The sequence below is a fragment of the Erythrobacter sp. SN021 genome (assembly GCF_021864455.1).
In genome coordinates this window covers 148,982-168,889 of the sequence record NZ_JAKKUW010000004.1, presented here as the reverse complement: position 1 = coordinate 168,889, position 19,908 = coordinate 148,982, and the positions used below count along the sequence as shown (strand labels likewise).

At 62.9% G+C, this 19,908-nt stretch carries 18 protein-coding genes; 10 read left to right on the top strand and 8 right to left on the bottom strand.

The genetic code is table 11. The annotated features are described in order from the left end of the window. Nucleotides 1–127 precede the first annotated feature (127 nt). The 6 genes from mtnP (at nt 128) to L5849_RS11045 (ending at nt 8,245) form a co-directional block, all read left to right on the top strand. A complete protein-coding gene (gene mtnP, locus L5849_RS11070) occupies nt 128–1,000 on the top strand; it encodes an S-methyl-5'-thioadenosine phosphorylase (protein ID WP_236925608.1) in 873 nt (290 codons plus the stop codon). Continuing rightward, entirely contained in the window at nt 997–2,484 is a 1,488-nt protein-coding gene (gene glpD, locus L5849_RS11065) for a glycerol-3-phosphate dehydrogenase (RefSeq protein WP_236925607.1), read from the top strand. Before mtnP ends, glpD begins: the two co-directional genes overlap by 4 nt. Nucleotides 2,485–2,580: 96 nt before the next feature. Next, a complete protein-coding gene (gene putA / locus L5849_RS11060) occupies nt 2,581–5,718 on the top strand; it encodes a bifunctional proline dehydrogenase/L-glutamate gamma-semialdehyde dehydrogenase PutA (RefSeq protein ID WP_236925606.1) in 3,138 nt (1,045 codons plus the stop codon). Nucleotides 5,719–5,856: 138 nt separating this feature from the next. After that, the gene (gene dcd / locus L5849_RS11055) at nt 5,857–6,411 is read left to right on the top strand and encodes a dCTP deaminase (RefSeq protein WP_103022209.1); all 555 of its coding nucleotides are present in this window, start codon (nt 5,857–5,859) and stop codon (nt 6,409–6,411) included. Between the two features lie 147 nt (nt 6,412–6,558). After that, a complete protein-coding gene (locus L5849_RS11050) occupies nt 6,559–7,734 on the top strand; it encodes a trans-acting enoyl reductase family protein (RefSeq protein ID WP_236925605.1) in 1,176 nt (391 codons plus the stop codon). Nucleotides 7,735–7,786: 52 nt separating this feature from the next. Continuing rightward, the gene (locus L5849_RS11045) at nt 7,787–8,245 is read left to right on the top strand and encodes a DoxX family protein (RefSeq protein WP_236925604.1); all 459 of its coding nucleotides are present in this window, start codon (nt 7,787–7,789) and stop codon (nt 8,243–8,245) included. On the opposite strand, the gene L5849_RS11040 is transcribed toward L5849_RS11045, so the two are convergent. The 8 genes from L5849_RS11040 to L5849_RS11005 all read right to left on the bottom strand — a co-directional run bounded on the left by L5849_RS11040 (nt 8,242) and on the right by L5849_RS11005 (nt 15,947). Next, nucleotides 8,242–10,452 (bottom strand): TonB-dependent receptor, encoded by a 2,211-nt coding sequence (locus L5849_RS11040; protein ID WP_236925603.1) that lies wholly within the window; start codon nt 10,450–10,452, stop codon nt 8,242–8,244. The two genes, L5849_RS11045 and L5849_RS11040, sit on opposite strands and share 4 nt — an antisense overlap. Before the next feature lie 294 nt (nt 10,453–10,746). Then, complete coding sequence (locus L5849_RS11035; RefSeq protein WP_236925602.1) at nt 10,747–11,145, bottom strand: hypothetical protein; 399 nt, start codon at nt 11,143–11,145, stop codon at nt 10,747–10,749. Between the two features lie 194 nt (nt 11,146–11,339). Next, nucleotides 11,340–11,840 carry a nuclear transport factor 2 family protein gene (locus L5849_RS11030; protein ID WP_236925601.1) on the bottom strand — a complete coding sequence of 167 codons (501 nt, stop codon included), beginning with the start codon at nt 11,838–11,840 and terminating at the stop codon, nt 11,340–11,342. 13 nt (nt 11,841–11,853) lie between these two features. After that, nucleotides 11,854–12,858 carry a copper resistance protein B gene (locus L5849_RS11025; RefSeq protein WP_236925600.1) on the bottom strand — a complete coding sequence of 335 codons (1,005 nt, stop codon included), beginning with the start codon at nt 12,856–12,858 and terminating at the stop codon, nt 11,854–11,856. After that, entirely contained in the window at nt 12,855–14,603 is a 1,749-nt protein-coding gene (locus L5849_RS11020) for a copper resistance system multicopper oxidase (RefSeq protein ID WP_236925599.1), read from the bottom strand. The genes L5849_RS11025 and L5849_RS11020 overlap by 4 nt, the downstream gene beginning before the upstream one ends. Before the next feature lie 55 nt (nt 14,604–14,658). Next, nucleotides 14,659–15,216, bottom strand: coding sequence for an RNA polymerase sigma factor (locus tag L5849_RS11015; RefSeq protein ID WP_115415757.1), 558 nt, complete (start codon nt 15,214–15,216; stop codon nt 14,659–14,661). Nucleotides 15,217–15,225: 9 nt separating this feature from the next. After that, nucleotides 15,226–15,666: a periplasmic heavy metal sensor gene (locus L5849_RS11010; protein ID WP_255704343.1), complete on the bottom strand. Its 441-nt coding sequence runs from the start codon at nt 15,664–15,666 to the stop codon at nt 15,226–15,228. Then, nucleotides 15,663–15,947 (bottom strand): hypothetical protein, encoded by a 285-nt coding sequence (locus tag L5849_RS11005; RefSeq protein ID WP_115415756.1) that lies wholly within the window; start codon nt 15,945–15,947, stop codon nt 15,663–15,665. Before L5849_RS11005 ends, L5849_RS11010 begins: the two co-directional genes overlap by 4 nt. Before the next feature lie 228 nt (nt 15,948–16,175). Between L5849_RS11005 and L5849_RS11000 the strand changes: the two genes are divergently transcribed. The 4 genes from L5849_RS11000 to L5849_RS10985 all read left to right on the top strand — a co-directional run bounded on the left by L5849_RS11000 (nt 16,176) and on the right by L5849_RS10985 (nt 19,907). Beyond that, entirely contained in the window at nt 16,176–16,694 is a 519-nt protein-coding gene (locus L5849_RS11000; RefSeq protein ID WP_236925598.1) for a DUF2231 domain-containing protein, read from the top strand. A gap of 19 nt (nt 16,695–16,713) precedes the next feature. Next, nucleotides 16,714–17,169, top strand: coding sequence for a DUF411 domain-containing protein (locus L5849_RS10995; protein WP_236925597.1), 456 nt, complete (start codon nt 16,714–16,716; stop codon nt 17,167–17,169). Between the two features lie 252 nt (nt 17,170–17,421). Then, nucleotides 17,422–17,700 (top strand): DUF5676 family membrane protein, encoded by a 279-nt coding sequence (locus tag L5849_RS10990; RefSeq protein WP_236925596.1) that lies wholly within the window; start codon nt 17,422–17,424, stop codon nt 17,698–17,700. Continuing rightward, the gene (locus L5849_RS10985) at nt 17,697–19,907 is read left to right on the top strand and encodes a copper-translocating P-type ATPase (RefSeq protein ID WP_236925595.1); all 2,211 of its coding nucleotides are present in this window, start codon (nt 17,697–17,699) and stop codon (nt 19,905–19,907) included. Before L5849_RS10990 ends, L5849_RS10985 begins: the two co-directional genes overlap by 4 nt. Nucleotide 19,908 lies beyond the last annotated feature (1 nt).

Below are 19,908 nucleotides of genomic sequence, written 5' to 3'. Positions count from 1 at the left end.
TGGACGGACGGTCTCGTTTATGCTCCCCGATGAGCGCTGATATCGTCGCGCGGTAAATTTCTGGACAGAGTGCACGCCAACCGCCACCCGTGATTTTCTGGACAAGCGCTTTCGGCAAGGGGATTTCATGAGCGAGTGGACCATCGGCATCATCGGGGGGTCGGGGCTCTATGCCATCGACGCACTCGAGGAGGCCCAGTGGATTCCGGTACAATCGCCCTGGGGCGAGCCTTCCGATGAAATATTGTGCGGCAGGATCGGTCATGTCAGGGTGCGCTTCCTTCCACGCCACGGCCGCGGCCACCGGATCGCGCCCTCCACAATCAATGCGCGCGCCAATATCGACGCGCTCAAGCGCGCGGGCTGTACCGATATTCTCGCCATCAGCGCGGTCGGATCCCTATCCGAAGAACTGGCGCCCGGCCGCTTCGTCGCCGTCGATCAATTCATCGACAACACCAAGGGCCGTGCGTCGAGCTTTTTCGGCGATGGCTTCGTGGCGCATGTGTCCATGGCCGATCCGGTTTGCCAGCGCCTGTCGAAACATGCGGCCAGATCGGTGGCCATGGCGGGGGGCGAATGCGCCGAGGGCGCTACCTACCTCGCGATGGAGGGGCCGCAATTCTCGACTCGTGCCGAAAGCAGGCTGTATCGCCATTGGGGCGCCGAGCTGATCGGCATGACCGGCATGCCCGAAGCCAAGCTCGCGCGGGAGGCAGAGCTGCCCTACGCCCTGCTCGCCATGGTCACCGATTACGACTGCTGGCGCGAAGAAACCGAAGCGGTCGACTTGGCGCAGGTGGTCGAGCAGATGCAGCGCAACGCGAAACTGGCGCGCGAGATTATCGAGACATTCTGCAAGAACCTGCCGAAAAAGCGCACGCCTTCCCCTATCGACCAAGCGCTGAGCGACGCGGTGATCACGGCGCCGGACCGGCACGATAAAGCCCTGCTGGCCAAGCTCGACGCGGTGGCAGGACGGCTGCTCAAGTCCGGATGAGCGCGATTTACGACCTTTTAGTCATCGGCGGCGGCATCAACGGCGCGGGGATAGCGCGCGATGCCGCCGGGCGCGGCATGAGGGTGCTGCTGGTCGAGAAGGACGACCTTGCTTCGCACACCTCCTCGGCCAGTACCAAGCTTGTGCATGGCGGTTTGCGCTATCTGGAACACTATGAATTCCGCTTGGTCGCGGAAAGCCTGCGCGAGCGCGAGGTGCTGCTCCGCAATGCGCCGCACATCATCTGGCCGCTACGCTTCGTCATGCCGCACGAACCGACGATGCGGCCGAAATGGATGCTACGGCTCGGACTTGCGCTCTACGATCGTATTGGCGGGAAGATGAGCTTGCCGCGTAGCAAGCGCGTGGACCTGCGCATCGCGCCGCATCGCGGCGTGCTGCAGGACCGGCTTGCGGCGGGGTTCGAATATTCGGATTGCTGGGTCGAGGACGCCCGCCTGGTGGTACTGAGCGCCAAGGACGCGGAGGAACGCGGAGCAGAGGTCCTGGTGCGCACCGAATGCACTGATCTCGAGCGCTCCGCCGAAAGCTGGAGCGCCACTCTGCGCGACAAGGAGGGCGAACGGAAGGTCTCCGCGCGCGCGGTCATCAATGCCGCCGGCCCCTTCGTCGACCGGGTGGCGAAGGTCGCGCTTGGCCAAGGCACCCCCGCCCACCTCCGATTGGTCAAGGGCAGCCATATCATCGTCTCGCGCCGATTTCCCGGCGAGCACGCCTATATTTTCCAGCAGCCCGATGGCCGCATCGTCTTCGCGATCCCTTACGAGCGCGATTTCACGCTGATCGGCACCACCGATCTGCTGCATGAAGGCAACCTCGATGCGGTGCGCATTTCGGATGAGGAAACGCGTTATCTGTGCGATGCGGCGTCGCGCTATTTCGCCAGCGCGATAACCGTGGAGGAGATCGCCTCGACCTATGCTGGCGTGCGCCCGCTCTACGAAGACAATGCCGCGAGCAATTCGACCGTGACCCGCGACTATGTCTTCGAACTGGAAGCAGAGGGCGGCGCACCGATCCTGTCGGTCTATGGCGGCAAGATCACCACCTACCGCAAGCTTGCCGAACATGCGCTCGACAGGCTGGGCAAGGTGCTCGCCCTGCCGGGCAAGCCATGGACCGCCCATGCGCCCCTGCCCGGCGGAGACATGCCCGATGGCGATTTCGCCGCCTTCCTCTGGCGCGCGAGCGAACGCTATTCCTGGGTTCCGCCGGAGATGCTGCTGCGTCTCGCGCGTGCCTATGGCACACGGATGGACAGGGTGCTCGGCACAGCGACATCGCTCGACGATTTGGGGCGAGATTTCGGCGGGACGCTATTCGAAGCCGAGCTACGCTATCTCGTCGACCAGGAATTTGCGCGCACGGCCGAAGACGCACTGTGGCGGCGCAGCAAACTCGGCCTCCATCTGCCCACCGAAGCGCGGCAGGCAGTCGCCGAATGGTTCACCGCCAGGGCGTAACGCGACGTTACGGAACCAAGGGCTTTCACAAAGCTTGAAAGCAAGTCGCCGCGGGTCCAAGTGGCGCGAAATAACCCTCTAGTCATTCGGAGTCGTATGGCCCTGCACGATCCTGTTCGCCTGCCCGCAATTTCCCGCCAAACCGTTCGCGAAGCCTATCGCGCGGAGGAGAATACCTGCGTGGCCGAGCGCCTGGCGCAGGCGGCCGGCGCAAGTGCGAAACACGAGGACGCGGCCCGCATTGCGGTCCGCCTGATCGAAGAAGCACGCAAGCGCAAAGCCAGCGGAATCGATGCTTTCCTTCAGCAATACGGCCTCGCGACAGAGGAGGGCGTCGCGCTGATGTGCCTCGCCGAGGCTCTGCTGCGCGTGCCCGATGCCGCAACCGCCGATGCGCTGATCCGCGACAAGATCGGCGATATCGACTGGGCTGAGCATATGGGAGAAAGCTCATCCACCTTCGTCAATGCGGCAACATTTTCGCTGATGCTGACGGGGGAGGTGCTCGAACGCCCCGAAGAAGCCCAGAAAGGGATGCGCCGAACACTCAAGAACGCAGTCACACGACTTGGCGAGCCGGTCATCCGGAAGGCCACCTTGCAGGCTATGCGCATTCTGGGCGGGCAATTCGTCTATGGTCGCACGATCGAAGAATCGCTGAAACGCGCCAAGCCCGAGCGTGCCCGTGGTCTGACGCACAGCTTCGACATGCTCGGCGAGGGTGCGATGACCTATGCCGATGCCGAGCGCTACCGGACGAGCTATGAACTGGCGATCAAGCGCTTGGCGCGTGAGTCGACAGGCGATATGCGCACCTCGCCGGGCATCTCCGTCAAACTGTCGGCACTGCATCCGAAATACTCGTTCCTGCACGCCGATCTCGCTATCGCCGACCTGTTGCCGATCGTTCGCGATCTCGCAGCCAAGGCACGCGATGCGAATATTCACTTCACGATCGATGCCGAAGAGGCGGATCGGCTCGAGCTGTCGATGGACTTGATCGAAGCGCTGGCACGCGACGATACCTTGTTCACGCGCCCCGATGGCAGCCGCTGGGAAGGCTTCGGCTTGGCTATCCAGGCCTATCAGAAGCGCGGCGTTCCAATGGTCGACTGGACCGCCCGGCTCGCGCGCAAATATGATCGCAGATTTTTCGTGCGGCTGGTGAAAGGTGCCTACTGGGACACCGAAATCAAGCTCAGCCATGTCGGTGGCTTCACCGATTTTCCGGTCTTCACGCGCAAGCTCGCAACCGATGTCAGCTATCTCGCCTGCGCGGAGAAGATGCTTGCCGCGGACGATGCGATTTACCCCGCCTTCGCCACGCATAACGCCTATACGATCGGTGCGATCAAGGCGCTGGCCGGTTCCAAGCCGCTGGAATTCCAACGGCTGCACGGAATGGGCGAGGACATTTACGGCGCGCTGGCGCAGATGGAAGGCAATGCCCGTACCAATGTACGCATCTATGCGCCCACCGGTACACACAAGGATCTGCTCGCCTATCTCGTGCGCCGATTGCTCGAAAACGGTGCCAACAGCTCCTTCGTCAACCGCATGGCCGACGCCGAAGTGCCCGCCACCGAGCTGGCGACCGATCCCGTAGCCGAACTCGCCACGCTCGAACCCTATCGCAACCCGGCCATTCCGCTGCCCGCCCAAATCTTTCCCGACCGCCGCAATTCAGCCGGCATCGACCTCTCCGATCCCTTGGTGCTCGAACCGCTTCAAGAACGTCTTGCCGTGCTCGAAAGCAGGCACTGGGAAGCCGAGCCGACGTTCATGTCGGGGGCGGAAAGCGAACGCGCACCGATAACCAAACCGCACGATCTGACAGCCGAGGTCGGTACGCGACGCGACACACTCGATTTCGAGGTCGAAGAGGCCATCACTCGCGCCGAAGCGATCCAGCCCGGCTGGGACCGGCTCGGCGGCGAGAAGCGCGCGCTGCTGCTCGAAGCGGCGGCCGACCTTTTCGAAGAGCACACCGACGAGTTCCTCAGCCTGTGCCAGCGCGAAGCGGGCAAGACGCTGATGGATGCGGTGCTCGAACTGCGCGAAGCTGTGGATTTCCTCCGCTTCTATGCTAACGAGGCGCGCCGCCTGTTCACCCGCCCGATGCCGTTGCCCGGCCCGACGGGCGAGGAAAACCGCCTGAGCCTTCACGGACGCGGCGTGTTCGCCTGCATCAGCCCGTGGAACTTTCCACTCGCGATTTTCATCGGCACGCCTGCCGCCGCGCTTGCCGCAGGCAATACGGTGGTCGCCAAGCCCGCCGAACAAACCCCGCTGATCGCGGCGCTGGCAGTGCGCCTGTGCCACGAGGCGGGCATTCCCGAAGAAGCGTTCCAGCTCCTTCCGGGCGCCGGCGATGTGGGTGAAATGATCACCTCGGACCCGCGCATCGCGGGCGTTGCCTTTACCGGTTCGACCCAGACCGCACAGGCGATTAACCGCACCCTCGCCGCGCGCGAAGGGCCGATCGCTACCCTGATCGCAGAGACGGGCGGGCAGAATGCAATGATCGTCGATTCCACTGCACTGCCCGAGCAGGTGACGCGCGACGTGGTGGCATCCGCGTTTCAGAGCGCGGGCCAGCGCTGTTCGGCGCTGCGCGTCCTCTACATTCAGGACGACGTCTATGACGAGATGCTGCGGATGATCCACGGCGGGTTCGAGGCTCTGACCATCGGCAATCCAGAGGAGCTTTCGACCGATGTCGGCCCAGTGATCGATCCCGATGCCAAGGCCGCGCTCGAACGCCATGTCGCGCGTCGCAAGAAGGGGGGGCGCCCGGTTTGGCGCCGCAAGCTCCATCGCGGAGCCGGTGCCGGATGCTTCGTCGCGCCGACGATCATCGAGATGGATTCGATTCTCGACCTGAAGCGTGAGAACTTTGGGCCCGTGCTCCATGTGGTGCGCTGGAAGGCGAGCGATCTCGAGCAGGTCGTCGCCGACATCAACGCGACCGGATACGGCCTTACCTTGGGTCTCCACAGCCGCAATGACGACGTGCGCGCCTTCGTCGAGGCCCGCGCCAAGGTCGGCAACTTCTACGTCAACCGCAACCAGATCGGTGCGGTGGTCGAAAGCCAGCCTTTCGGCGGCGAGGGCCTGTCGGGCACCGGTCCCAAGGCCGGCGGCCCGCACTATGTCGCGCGCTTTGCGACCGAGCGCGTGGTCTGCATCGACACAACGGCGGCCGGCGGGAACGCGACGCTGCTGGCGAGCTGACCTCCCCCTACCTCCGCTCAGGCTGAGCGGGTGGGGGAGCGCAGTGAAGCGCTCCCCCACCCGCCGCGATCGCGCCAAAGAGGGGATATTCCGCGTCTCCCGCTTGCCCCCGCCAGCCCAATCGGGAATGCCTCTCCCATGGCGATTCTTTCCGACAAGTGGATCCGCGACAAGGCGCAGAACGAAGGCATGATCGAGCCCTTCGTCGAGGCGCAGCGGCGCGAAGGTGTAATCAGCTACGGGCTGTCGAGCTATGGCTATGACGCGCGCGTGGCGCCGGAATTCAAGATCTTCACCAATGTCGACAGCGCGGTGGTCGATCCCAAGGATTTCGCCAGCAACAGCTTCGTCGACCGCGAAACCGACATCTGCGTGATCCCGCCCAACAGTTTCGCGCTCGCCCGCACAGTAGAATATTTCCGCGTGCCGGAAGACGTGCTGGTCATCTGCCTCGGCAAGAGCACCTATGCGCGCTGCGGGATCATTGTGAACGTCACCCCGCTGGAGCCGGGCTGGGAAGGCCATGTGACGCTGGAGTTTTCGAATACTACGCCGCTCCCGGCCAAGATTTACGCCAACGAGGGTGCGTGCCAGTTCCTCTTCCTCAAGGGCAACGAGCGCTGCGAGACCAGCTACAAGGACCGCGCGGGCAAATATATGGGCCAGCGCGGGGTCACATTGCCTAGGCTCTAGAGTATCGTGTAGCTCGGCTCAGGCACAAAAGCGCTGCCAACACCGATCACATCCCGCCAGGCCGGAGTGTGGCCCCATCCCCGGTCACCGTAACGGCTTTGACTCTCCGTCTGCCCGCGCGCAGACAGGCGGTTGAAGGAGAGATATATGGCCGACCGCGAATTCGACATCATAGTCTATGGCGCAACCGGATATACCGGTCGCTTGGTTGCCGAGCATTTCGTGCGCGAATACGGCAACGCCGCCAAGGGGCCTAAGTGGGCAATGGCCGGGCGCAGCATGGACAAGCTGGAAGCCGTGCGCGACGAGATCGGCGCGCCCAAATCGACCCCGCTGGTGATTGCCGATGCCGACGATCCTGCGAGCCTCGAAGCCATGTGCGGACGAACCCGAGTGGTTCTAACCACGGTAGGCCCCTATCAGCTCTATGGCGATAAGCTGGTCGCCGCCTGTGTGAAGACCGGGACCGATTATGCCGATTTGTGCGGCGAACCCGCCTGGATGCGCGAGCAGATCGATCTGCACCACGATGCGGCGAAGACATCGGGTGCGCGGATCGCCTTCTCGTCCGGCTTCGATTCGATCCCCTTCGACCTCGGCGTACTGATGCTGCAGAAGGAAGCGGTGGCACGCCACGGCTCGCCCGCGCCGCGCGTCAAGGGCCGGGTGCGCGCAATGCAGGGCACCTTCTCGGGCGGCACTGCGGCCAGCCTGACCGCAACGATGAAGGCAGCGGCGAAGAACCCGGGCATTATCAAGGTTCTGAACGATCCCTTCGGCCTGACGCCGGGCTTCGAGGGCCCCGACCAGCCCAGCGGGATGATCCCGCGCCACGAGGCGGAGCTCGACAAATGGGCCGCGCCCTTCATCATGGCGACGATCAACACCAAGAACGTCCACCGCACCAATTTCCTGCGCGGGTATCCCTATGGCGAGGATTTCCGCTATGACGAGATGATGCTCACCAGCCCGGGTGAGGCGGGTAAGGCGGCAGCCAATGCCGTGGTGGAAATGCTCAAGAACCCCTTCGGCGCCAAGCCGCCCAAGCCGGGCGAAGGACCGAGCAAGGAAGAGCGCGAGAACGGCTTCTATGATGTCCTGTTCGTCGGCGAATGGCCCGACGGCAAACGGCTTCATTACGGAGTAAAGGGCAAGTACGATCCGGGTTACGGTTCGACCAGCCGGATGCTGGCAGAAACCGGCATGGCGCTGCTCGACAGCGACGCCGAAGGCGGAGTCGGCACGCCCGGTTCGTTCCTCGGCGAAGCGCTGGTCGAGCGGTTGCGGAACCATGCGGAGCTGACCTTCGCGGTAGAGGAATAGGAACCACCAAGCCGCAGCGGGTTTGAGAGAACATTATACGGGGAGAGAAGCAATGGCAGCCATTACCGCGACAATCGGGCGCATCCTGCTCGGCGCACTGTTCGTCTTCGCCGGGTTCGGCAAGGTCATGGATACCGCCGGGACCGCCGCCTATATGGAAGCGGAATCGCCCTTTCCAGGCAGCCTTGCGCTCGCTGTGGGCGCATTCGAGATCGTGGCCGGGCTGGTGCTGGCCAGCGGCTTCGTGACGCGGATCGCCAGCCTTTCATTGATCGTCTTCACAGCGCTCGCCACGCTGTTCTTCCACGAACAGGTCACCGACCAGGTCCAGGCCGCGATGGCGCTGAAGAACCTCGCCATCATCGGCGGCCTGCTGATGGTCTTTGCCTATGGCCAGGTGCGCGGGCGGATCGACGTGGTCGACGAGCGCGCGAAGCGGCTCGACGCCGAAATCCGCGCCGCGCATGCCGAAGGCAAGGCCGAGGGCGCCAGTGCGGCCAGCAGCGACTAGAAGCTGGCGCGCACGCTCGCGCTGATGTTGCGGCCCGCCAGCGGCACGAAATCCTTCGTAAAGCTGGTGTGGCGGCGGCCCGTCACGTCGAGGATATTGTCGGCCTTCACGATGAAGCTGACGTTCGGGTTGTCGCGCAGCGGCCGCCAGGTGATCGCCGCGTTCACGTGGGTGAAGCCTTCGGTTGCGGTTTCGAACGGCGCGACCTTGCGCTGATCGTCGAACCATTCGACCTCGCCGCGCAGGTCGAAATCCCCCGCCGACGCGGTCAGCGCGCCGGACAGGCTCAAAGGCGGAATGCGCGGAACCGAATTACCGTCGGAGAGCTTGGCGCGGACATATTCGCCGCGCAGTTCGGCACCGAGTGCGACATTGCCGTCATCGTAGAACTCGTAATCGATCTCGCCTTCGACGCCGGTGTAGGTGGCGTCCTGCTGGCGATAGGCGAAGACCGGCAGTTCATCTTCTTCCGTGCCGGTGGCGCTCAGGTAGATGAAGTCGTCGAACCAGTTCTTGTATGCCGCAAGGCTGAATTCCGCGCGCCCCACACGGCCGCGCGCGAAGATTTCCGCGCCCCATGCCCGTTCGGTGTCGAGGTTCGGATCGCCGATCTCGAATGCCTGGGTGGCGATATGCGGACCGTTGGAGAACAGCTCTTCGCCCGACGGAGCCCGGGCCACGCGTGACACGTTCACGCCCGCGCGGAAGGCCTGCGACCCATCATAGGCCAGCCCCAGCGCACCGGAGAAGGTATCGAAGCTGCGTTCGATGCCGAGCTGGGTCGAATCGACGTCGGTCGATTCGAAGCGGACGGAACCTTCTACCTGGACAGGCCCGTTGCCATATTCCTGCAGCGCGAAGAACGCGATCTGCTCGGTCCGGTTTGGCGCCACGAAGGCTTCTGCGCCGACCGCTTTGAAATCGCGGAAATAATATTGCGCACCCATCGAACCGCGCCAGCGCCCCTGCTGGTTCTGGACCAGTTCGAGCCGCCCTTCGATCCCCTCGACATCGAAGACCGTGCCGACCTCGTCACCCTCGAATTCGGTATGGGTGTAGTCTGAATAGCCCGCGCGCAGCCTCAACCGTTCAAAGAAACCCTCGCCCAGGAAGACGTCACCGCGCAAGTCCGCGCGATATTGGCGCAGGCCAATGCTGACGAGTTCCTCGCCCTCTTCCTCGCCATGCTCCTCGTCGCCGTGATCGTCCTCGTCATGGCCCTCCTCTTCCTCGCCGTGATGGTGCCCCGCACCGGGACGACCAGGGATGCCATAGTCCGTGTCATAAACGCCGAAAGAGACGCCAAGGCTGCTGTCGCCGCGAAAAAAAGCAAGGCCGGCATTCGCGGTCCAGGTCTCGGTCGCGCTGTTAGGCAGGATTCCGCGCTGCTCCGCCGCTTCGCGCAGTTCGGCAGCTTCCTCGACTTCGCCTTCCGCCTCTTCTTCGGCTGCCTCTTCGAGCAGCTCGGCACGCAGGAGCGGGGCGACCTGATAACCTGCAATCTCGAGATCGTTGGTTTTGCGCCATGACCCATCGATATGGGCCACGAAACCGCTATTCCCGAGAGGCACATCGATCGAGCCGCCGAATTCGCGCAGGTCGCTGGCGGTATCGCCGCGCGCGACCAGATCGACATGGATCGGTTCGTCGGGAATGCGGCGCGGAATGCGCTTGTCGATCACATTGACCGCGCCGCCGATTGCCTGGCTGCCGAACAGCAGCACCGCAGGGCCGCGCAGCACCTCGATGCTTTCGGCGGTCAGCGGGTCGATCGACACGGCATGGTCGTCCGAAGTGTTCGACGCGTCGATCGCGCCGATCCCGTCGACCAGGACCTTGACGCGCTCTCCGGCAAACCCCCGCAGGATCGGGCGCGACGCCCCCGGCGCGAAGCCCGAGGCCGAAACACCGGGAAGACTAGCAAGAACTTCACCGAGCTGTCCGTCCATATTGCGCTGGAGATCGGCCGCTTCGACCACGCTTGTGCCTGCCAACAAATCGAACTGGCGCAGGCCCTGCGCGCTGACGATGATCTGCCCCTGATAGTCGATCCGGCGATCGTGCAAGTCTTCGGAAGGCGGTTCATCCGCTTCCGAAAGTGTGGGATCCTCGCTTTCCTGCGCAGCTATCGGAGCGGCGGCAAGCACGGTCGCGAGTGCGAGTGTGGAGGCGAAAAGGCGGCGGGAGGTTTGTTTACGATACAACATATCCTCGCCAATAAACGGACTCCGGAATGACGCAACCGTTTTTGTCCTTCGTCTTCCGGCGGATCGACAAACCTACGTTTTTCGACGACGAAATGTGTGGCGGTGCATTGGCTCGGTTGCGACCTGTGCCGACAGGCAGGGCGCGATTTCATGCGCCCCGTACGGCTACGGACGGCGAAGGACCGGAGCGTCCGCGCTCGATGACGAAAACATCACCGAGGATACGCGTCGCTACCGATACGCGACAATCCACGCATGCACTCGGCGAAAAACATCGTGCGCAGGCGGCGGCCCCTAGCCTTCCTGCGTATAATACAATTCCGCGACACTCGCATTCGGGAGCGTCTTGCACGCCCATGGTGCGGCGGCCCCTTCAACCGTCAGGAAGTGGGTTGGACCGGTTTGGTCGACCTCCACACGCTCCACCGAGATAATCGATGTCGGCTGGTTCGCGATCCGTGCCAGTTCCTCAATGCAGTTTTCGGCGGCGATATCGGGCGCTTCGGCATCGCCCTCGGGATTGGTTTCCACCGGATTGGGGGCAAGGTCGGTGTTGTCTTCCTGCATGGCGGTGGCTTCGGGGGTCATCGCGATCTCGCGATCAGGAGATTCGCTTTCAGCCGAACCGCAGGCTGCCAGAAGGGTCGCAAAAAGGGCGAATGCGGCGCTGGCCGCGACGAGCTTGGTTCTCATGGATCAAAAACCTGTCGTATCGAAACCGGTTCCCATCACGGTCTTCAGAAAGGTCCAACGATCGACGATGTATTGCGGCTATCAACCGCCGGTCGCCGCACCGTAGAATGTCCGAGGAGGCTGGCGCCGACAAGACGCTAGCAGGATAAAAACAGCTTGGCAGGCGGCACTGATGCGCCTGGCATACGGCCCGATCAGGAAACGGGGCGCGAACTGCTGTGATAGCGCAGGATCTTCCATCCCGCCGCATCGTGCATCAGGACAGAGGTCGCGCTGCCGCGGCGTTCGATCGCACGGCCGTCTGCCAGTTCGATACGGTAGCGATAGGTTTCCATACCCATCGCCATATGTTCACCCTGGCGGACGATATCGATCGTGGGTTCGATGAAGCGGAAGCTCTTTATAGCTTTCAGTTCAGGGCCGAGATGGTGTTCGAAATACTCGGCGAAGGTTCCTTCGGCCTTGCCGTTCTCGACGATGACTGCTTCGTCGGCAAATAGCCGCGTCATTGCCGCGCCATCCAATCTTTCAAGCGCCGAGCGGAAGGATATGAGGGCCTCTTCGGGGGTGGCTTGGCCGACGGCAGCCACTTCCGCCTGCTGCGGCGTATGCGCGGCATGACCGGAATGGTCCTGAGCCAGCGCGGGCGTGGCAGCTGTGGCCTGCGCCATCATGAGCATAGTGAGAATTCGCATGGTGTTCTTCTCCTCAGAACCAGAAACGGATGCCGACAACATAGTTGGTGACGCTGGGATCCTCGCCCGCAAGGCGGGCGAAATCGGCACTGCCGCCCAGCTTCCATTCTTGGTCGACGCCGATATAGGGCGCGAATTCGCGCGCGAATTCGTAGCGGAGGCGCACTCCCAGCTCCACACTGTCGAGGCCCGCGCCCACTCCAATCTCGGGGATGTCCTGAGCGGCAAGCGAGAGTTCAGCGCGCGGCTGCAGGATCAACCTTTGGGTGATCCGCTGGTCGAGTTCGCCCTCGATACGGGCCGTCAGATCGCCCTTGGTCGACAGGAAGGCCGCCGCATCCACCTCGAATTCATAGGGAACCAAGCCCTGTATGCCGACGGCAAGATGTGTCCGCTCCGGACCGGTGAGGTCCTGCTTCACACCCAGCTGGACATCGAAGAATGGCGCGATTGCGCGGCTGTAAAGCGCCTGCACCTCGGCGCTTTCGATATCCTCGCCAAAGGCGCCCTCGCCTTCCGCCTTGAACCACAATTTGTTCAGATCGCCGCCGTAATAGCCCTGGAGATCGAACAGATAGCCGTCTTCGCCCTGGCGCGCCCGATATTCAAGCCGGTCACCCTGAACCCAGAACACCTTCGGCCCGCGAATTTCGCCGATCACTTCGGCGCGCGAGGCGGACATCACATCCGCGCCGACAAAGGCATCGGCGGCGAAACCGGGATTCTCGAATGCTTCGGGAGGTGGGGCGGTTTCGGGAATAGCCGAATCCATCGCCATAGTGCCGTGCCCCATGGCGGCATGATCCATCGCCGACATCTCGCCGGACTGCGCCGCCGAGTCTTTGGCGCGGTCTTGCGAAGCCGTCTCCTCGGCATCCATGGATGACATGTCATGCGCCGACTGCTCTTGCGGGGACTGCGGGGCGGGCATCGTATGTGCTGCGTGCGGCTGCTCTTGCGCCATGGCCGAAGTACCAACCGCCAGCGCAGTGCCGAGAAGGAAGAAAGCGCGGATCATTTTGCGCCTCCACCGGCCAGCGGGCGTACTGTCACCACCTGGAACATGCCGTTGTGCATGTGGTAGAACAGATGGCAGTGGAACGCCCAGTCGCCGCGTTCGTCGGCAGTGAGATCGAACTGCGCACTGCTGCCCGGCTGGACCGTCAGCGTGTGTTTTTTCGGCTGGCGGTCCGGAGCTGCGCCATTGACCAGTTCGAAGAAATGACCGTGCAGGTGGATGGGGTGCGCCATCATGGTGTCGTTCACCAGCTTCACCCGAACACGCTCGTTATAGGCAAAGCGGATCGGTTCGGTCACGGCACTGAACTTCTCCCCATCGAAGGACCACATATAGCGGTGCATGTTCCCGGTCAGATGTAGCGTCTTCAGCCGGGTCGGCTGGCGCACTTCGGCATGCGGTTTGTGAGAGACGAGCTGGCTATAGTCGAGCACACGATGACCGACATCCTCCAGGCCAAGGCCGGGGTAATCCATCCTGTCGACGGGATTTGCCGAGACCATGTCGAGACCGGGGCCGACCTTGACGGTCTCGGGCAGGCGCGACGTATCACGCATTGTCATGGCTCCCCCTGCCATCGCGGCCTCGCCCGACATGTCACCGCCCATAGAATCCCCGCCGCCATGAGCGGAATGATCCATGCCGCCCATACCCATATCGGCCATGGTCAGCAGCGGCGGCTTGCGCAGCGCCGGGACTGGGGCCTTCGCACCCGGACGGCTGGTCAGCATCGCCACCCCCATGCCCGACCGGTCGGTCGATTCGGCAACGATCGCATGGGCGAGCGCCGTCGGCTCGACGATCACGTCATAGGTTTCGGCAACGCCGATCTGGAATTCATCGGTTTCGACCGGCTGGACATTCTGCCCATCGGCCTGGATCACCGTCATCGCCGTGCCCGGTATGCGGACATTGAAATAGGTCATGGCGGAACCATTGATGAAGCGCAGCCGCACCCTCTCGCCGGGCCGGAAGAGATATTCCAACCCGTCCTCGGGGCCATGCCCGTTGACGAGGAATGTATAGGTCGCACCGCTGACATCCGAGATATCGGTCGGCATCATCCGCATACGCGCCCACATGCGCCGATCTTCGCCGGACATATCATAATCGTCGGTCCAGGTCGTCTGGTTGTAATTGAAGTAGCCGTCCGCGACTTTCAGCTTTTTCATGATCTCGTGCGGGCTCATCTCGCTCCAGTCGGAGAGCATGACGACATAGTCGCGGTCGTACTGATGCGGTTCGGGCTCGATCGGATCGATGATCAATGGCCCGTAGTGACCGAGCGGTTCCTGCAGCGTATGTGCGTGCCACCAATAGGTGCCCGATTGGCGGATGGGGAATTCGTACCGATAGGTCTCACCGGGTTCGACAGCCGCCATGCTGACGCCGGGCACTCCATCCATCAGGAAAGGGACAAGGAGGCCATGCCAATGGATCGACGTTCCGTGCGTGCTGTTGTTGACGAGGTCGACAACGAGGTTCTGCCCCTCCTTCAGGCGGACAAGCGGGCCTGGAATGGTGCCGTTGACCGCAACGCCCGGGCCTCGGCGCGATCCGGTGGTGAACAGGGTGTCGGCCACCGACATGGTCAGATGCTCGCCCGACAAGACGTCGCTGCCCTTGCGCGCAACGGTGCCCGATACCGCCCCACGCGCCCAGGCGGGCATGGCGGTAAGCAGGCCGGTGGCGGCGACGGCACCTGTACTGGACGACAAAAACGATCGACGGCTGAGCGCGGACATGAAGGCGGTTTCCCTGACTGTTTGACCGCTCTTACGTTGTCGCCGGTTCCACCCCTCAGTTTTGGTCGAACTTTTTTCGCAGAGTCTTGCGGGCACGATAGACCCGGGTTTCCACGGTCTTTTCGCTAACGCCGAGAATATCCGCCGCCTCCCGTTGGCTGCGTTCGTCCACGGCCACGAGGACAAGCGCCTCACGCAGTTTCATGGGCAGCTTGTCGAGCGCTTCGCGCAAATGTGCCAGCTTCTGCCGGTCGATCGCCTGGGCTTCGGGATCGGGAGTATCGTCGGCGATGGATAAATCGTCGATCTGCTCCGGAAAACCGAAAACACCCTTGACCTTACGGCGCCTTAACCGATCGCGGCACTTGTTCAGCACAACCGTGGTCACGAACGGCGTAAACGGACGCTGGGGATCAAGGCGTGCGCGCGCCACCCAAACAGACGCAAGGGCATCCTGAACGCATTCTTCGGCCTGGGCCGAAGCGCCGAGCATCCGATTGGCCATGGCGATCAGCCGCTGGGATTGCGGACGGATGAGCGCGGCAAACGCCTGCCGATCGCCCTCCCGCACGCGCTCGACCAGAACCTTTTCGCTGCCTGGTTCCTGCTTCAACCCGGCTTCTCAAGCGCGCGGGTCGCGCGTTAAAGCGGTTCCGACATGCCTATCGAACAGCTGCTGCTGGGCCGGGTTCAGAAGTTTGCGCATATCGAATACGTGGTTGATGGTCGCCTTTTGCAAGGCCCCCATGCGCGCATGCACCTCGTCGATAGCGGCGGCAACTTCGGGACCGAACTCGTGTTCTTCGTCCATGGCGCGCGCCAATCTTGCATTGGCGGCGCGCAGTGCAAGTTCCAGTTCTTTGTATTCCACGGCATAGGCCGCTTCGAGGGTTTCGAGCTGCTTGCTCTGCTCCGCGGTCAACTCGAGTTCGTCGTGGACGAACTCGTGCAGCGTCGGCTCGTCATTCGCACGGATCCACCGATCTGCCGCCAGCGCCCCGATGCAACCGGCCAGAGCCGCCAGCAATACTGCAATGGCGAGATGCCAGGGCTTTATGCTCATCGCGTTACATGAAGCAGGGCAGAAGGCGTCAGATCACCACCCGAAAGAGTGATGGACGGAGCATCGGAGGCGAACGCCGCTGTCTGGGGCACGCCCATGCCCGCGCCCAGCCCGACCACGAAGAGCGCCGCGAACATGCCACTGCGCTGTCTGGCCTCGTGCTTTGCCTGTAACTGTCCGGCTCTCTCCCACACCGCATCGAAAGAGATACTCGCTTGCGATGAAGCGGTGAGCCGGGAAAGGCCTTTCAGGCCCTGGTCGATCTGATCGTAATCGCTCATCGTATTCGGTCTTTCGTGAAAAGGCTCTCCATGCCCTTTATACGCGCGGCACCGAACTGACACTCAACAATTTTTTTGAGGGATGGTTGGTACACCCACGTACTGTTCGACATGAAGCTCGTTCTCTCCGCCCTTCTCGCCGCTCTGCTATTCGCGGGTCCAGCCACCGGCGCGTTCGCCCACGAAGCGCATCAGCAGGATATGTCTGACGCGGAAATGGCAGCAATTATGGCGTCCACGCATGGCGAGGCGGCGGCGTCAATCGAGACGGGTGCAACAGCAACCTCCGAGACGCTGGATGGCTCAGCCGTCTCGCAGGCGGTCGAGGACAGGTCCCTCTCCCTCTCCGACGTCCTTGGCCGCCTGCATCCCTTTGCCGCGCATTTCCCGATCGCCTTGCTCCTGACGGCGTTTCTCGCCGAGCTTGTATTGCTGGCCCGCCCAGCTCTCGGACTGGAAACGAGCGTTCGTGTTCTTGTCGCCGGCGGAGCCCTGGGCGCCACCTTTGCTGCTGTGCTCGGCTGGTTTGCCGCAGGCTGGCGCCTGACCGACAGGTCCGAAACGCTCGGCCTGCATCGGTGGAACGGCACGGCGATCGCCATCGTTTCGCTGATTGCCTGGTGGGCGGCATCGCGACCGTCGCGGACGCCCCTGCGCGCTCTTCTCGCACTGCTCGCAGCCGCCATTCTTTACCAGGGCTATCTCGGTGGCGAGATGGTCTTCGGACCAAATCACCTCGGACTATGAACAGAACAAGGATCGAGACATGAAAACGCTCAAGTCCCTCGCGGTCGCAACCACACTGTCGCTCGCAGCCCTGTCGCAGGCGGCGCAGGCTGCCACTTACACCATGTATCGTGATCCGAACTGCGGTTGCTGCCACAAATGGGCCGAGCAGATGGAGGCCAAGCTCAAGGTCGATATAGCGGTGGTCAACCGCGTCGACATGGCGCAGATCAAGAAGGCTAGAGGCGTGCCCGCCGACCTTGCGTCCTGTCACACGATGACAGTGGCCGGTTATGTGATCGAAGGCCATGTCCCGGCCAAGGAGATCGCCCGCCTGCTTAAGGAAAAGCCCAAGGGTGTAACCGGCATCGCCGTACCCGGAATGCCGCTCGGTTCACCCGGTATGGAGGCTCCCGGCCATGAGCAGCATTACCAGCCTTACAAGGTCGTTTCCTTCGGGAAGGCCGGTGTCCGCACCTACGCCAGCTACCGCTAAAACGACGCGCGATAACCGCTGATCGTAACGGAGAGCGGCATGGCCAAATGCTGCCAGAAGGGCAAGAGCGGCACGATGGGGTGCTGCAAGAAGGATGAGGGCGGGACTATATCGCGCCCGAATGATGGATGATAATAAAAGCGCAGGGGCCGAAGACGAAGCGGCCCTTGCGAAAGGGCAAGTCGCCAGTCGGCCGGACTTAAGCGGCCAACAGAAGACATGACACGGAACGCCGACAGCAAGGGGGCTGACATGGCAATTCAGGAAACGATGGGCAATGCAATATCGCGCTGGGGCTGGACGATCTCCACCTTCCTCGCGATTTCCTACTTGATCTGTATTGGCTTCGGCCTCCTTATGCCGGACGCAATGCGCATGTGGACAGCTTGGGCGCCTCTCCTGCCAGGTTTCGAATGGTTGACCTGGACGGCATTCCTGTCCGGTCTGATCAGCGCCTTTGCCTATGGCTGGTATATCGCCCTGATCGGCGTTCCGCTCTATCGTTTCTTCGCAAAGCGGTATCCGGCATGAGCAATCATTCCGGTTGCCATCAAGGCCACGACACACCTGCATCCACCGACGGGCGTTACGACGAAGTTCCCGTCGGTTACGACGGTCCGGTCTGGACCTGCCCGATGCACCCCGAAGTGCGCCGCACCAGCATGGGCAGTTGCCCGCTATGCGGTATGGGGCTGGAACTGGAATCGGCAGCCATGGCCGTCGACGAGCCGAATCCCGAACTGGTCGATTTCACCCGCCGGTTCTGGATTGGCACGGTTCTGACCATCCCGCTGCTGGTGCTCACCATGGCGCCATATCTCGGCTTTCCCGAAGTGCGGGACATCCTCGGCGAGCGCGGCACGCTGTGGCTTGAACTGGTCCTTGGCACGCCGGTCGTGCTGTGGAGCGGCTGGCCGTTCATGGTACGCGGGTGGACCAGTTTCCGTACGCGCAACCTCAACATGTTCTCGCTCATATCCATGGGCGTTATCGCCGCCTGGCTGTTCAGCGTGGTGGCCGTGATCGCGCCTGGGATATTTCCTGCGGGGTTCCGCAATGCCGAAGGCCATGTCGGCGTCTATTTCGAAGCCGCAGCGGTGATCGTCACGCTGGTTCTGCTGGGTCAGGTGATGGAGCTGCGCGCGCGCGAGGGTACCGGCAAGGCCATTCGTGCCCTGCTCGACCTCGCCGCCAAAACCGCCCGCGTGATCCGCCCCGACGGCACGGAAGAGGAAATCGAGCTGGACCATGTCGCGGTCGGCGACCTGCTGCGCGTGCGCCCGGGCGAAAAAGTGCCGGTCGACGGCACCGTGACGGAAGGCCGTTCCTCGATCGATGAAAGCATGATCAGCGGCGAACCCGTTCCGGTTGAAAAGACCGTTGGCGACGCTGTAACGGGCGCGACGATCAACGGCACGGGCAGCCTGGTAATCGAAGCGCGGCGCGTAGGCGCGGACACGATGCTGGCACAGATCGTCGAGATGGTTGCCGCCGCCCAGCGTTCGCGGGCGCCGATCCAGAAATACGCCGACAAGGTGGCCGGCCTGTTCGTACCCGTAGTGATCGCGATCGCCATACTGGCCTTCATCGCCTGGGCGGCCTGGGGCCCGGCTCCGGCACTGGCCTATGCGCTGGTGGCATCGGTCGCGGTGCTCATCATAGCATGTCCCTGCGCGCTCGGGCTCGCGACACCGATGTCGATCATGACCGCCACCGGGCGCGGCGCCCAAGTCGGTGTGCTGATCAAGAATGCCGAAGCGCTGGAACGGTTCGAGACGATCGACACGCTGATCGTCGACAAGACCGGTACGCTCACCGAGGGCAAACCGCGACTGGTCGGAGTCCTCCCCCAGGCAGGGTTCACCGAGAACGAGGTGCTGGCGCTTGCCGCCTCTCTCGAGCGCGGCTCGGAACATCCGCTCGCCGAGGCCATCGTGCGAGGCGCCGAGGAACGCGACATCGCGACCGAGACCGCCGGGGATTTCGAGGCGGTCACGGGTAAAGGTGTACGCGGCACGGTTGGCGGCAGGGCGGTCGCGCTCGGCAACGCCGCCATGCTCGATCTGATCGGTGTTGAACGCGATGATGGCGCGCAGAAGAAAGCTGGAATGCGCCGCGATGATGGCGAAACTGTCATGTTCGTGAGCATCGACGGCACGCTGGCAGGGCTGGTGGCCGTTGCGGACCCCGTCAAGCAGACGACCCCTGCGGCATTGAAGGACCTGCATGCGCTCGGCCTGCGGATCATCATGGCGACCGGGGACAACGAGCGGACGGCGAATGCGGTGGCGGCGCGTTTGGGGATCGACGAAGTGCGTGCCGACGTGCTGCCCGAGGACAAGGCACGGATTATCCGCGAATTGCAGCAGGCGGGCGCGAAGGTCGCCATGGCCGGTGATGGCGTGAACGACGCGCCCGCCCTGGCTCAGGCCGATGTCGGGATCGCCATGGGCACCGGTGCCGATGTCGCGATCGAAAGCGCGGGGATCACGCTGGTGAAGGGCAATCTCGATGGTATCGTCCGCGCCCGGCGGCTTGCCCGTGCAACGATGCGCAACATCCGGCAGAACCTGTTCTTCGCGCTGGTCTATAATGCCGCAGGCGTGCCGGTCGCAGCAGGGGTGCTTTATCCGTTCTTCGGCATCCTCATCAGCCCGATGTTCGCTGCCTTCGCGATGAGTGCCTCCTCGATCTCGGTGGTACTCAATTCGCTGCGGCTGCGTAGCGCGAAACTCTAGG

Coding starts and splice junctions, on each gene's coding strand:
- L5849_RS11005 (WP_115415756.1), bottom strand. CDS start 15,947: ATGAGCGATTACGATCAGATCGACCAGGGCCTGAAAGGCCTTTCCCGG.
- L5849_RS10990 (WP_236925596.1), top strand. CDS start 17,422: ATGGCAATTCAGGAAACGATGGGCAATGCAATATCGCGCTGGGGCTGG.
- L5849_RS11000 (WP_236925598.1), top strand. CDS start 16,176: ATGGCGTCCACGCATGGCGAGGCGGCGGCGTCAATCGAGACGGGTGCA.
- L5849_RS11030 (WP_236925601.1), bottom strand. CDS start 11,840: ATGCGAATTCTCACTATGCTCATGATGGCGCAGGCCACAGCTGCCACG.
- glpD (WP_236925607.1), top strand. CDS start 997: ATGAGCGCGATTTACGACCTTTTAGTCATCGGCGGCGGCATCAACGGC.
- L5849_RS11025 (WP_236925600.1), bottom strand. CDS start 12,858: ATGATCCGCGCTTTCTTCCTTCTCGGCACTGCGCTGGCGGTTGGTACT.
- dcd (WP_103022209.1), top strand. CDS start 5,857: ATGGCGATTCTTTCCGACAAGTGGATCCGCGACAAGGCGCAGAACGAA.
- L5849_RS11040 (WP_236925603.1), bottom strand. CDS start 10,452: ATGTTGTATCGTAAACAAACCTCCCGCCGCCTTTTCGCCTCCACACTC.
- L5849_RS11050 (WP_236925605.1), top strand. CDS start 6,559: ATGGCCGACCGCGAATTCGACATCATAGTCTATGGCGCAACCGGATAT.
- putA (WP_236925606.1), top strand. CDS start 2,581: ATGGCCCTGCACGATCCTGTTCGCCTGCCCGCAATTTCCCGCCAAACC.
- L5849_RS11035 (WP_236925602.1), bottom strand. CDS start 11,145: ATGAGAACCAAGCTCGTCGCGGCCAGCGCCGCATTCGCCCTTTTTGCG.
- L5849_RS10995 (WP_236925597.1), top strand. CDS start 16,714: ATGAAAACGCTCAAGTCCCTCGCGGTCGCAACCACACTGTCGCTCGCA.
- mtnP (WP_236925608.1), top strand. CDS start 128: ATGAGCGAGTGGACCATCGGCATCATCGGGGGGTCGGGGCTCTATGCC.
- L5849_RS10985 (WP_236925595.1), top strand. CDS start 17,697: ATGAGCAATCATTCCGGTTGCCATCAAGGCCACGACACACCTGCATCC.
- L5849_RS11020 (WP_236925599.1), bottom strand. CDS start 14,603: ATGTCCGCGCTCAGCCGTCGATCGTTTTTGTCGTCCAGTACAGGTGCC.
- L5849_RS11010 (WP_255704343.1), bottom strand. CDS start 15,666: ATGAGCATAAAGCCCTGGCATCTCGCCATTGCAGTATTGCTGGCGGCT.
- L5849_RS11045 (WP_236925604.1), top strand. CDS start 7,787: ATGGCAGCCATTACCGCGACAATCGGGCGCATCCTGCTCGGCGCACTG.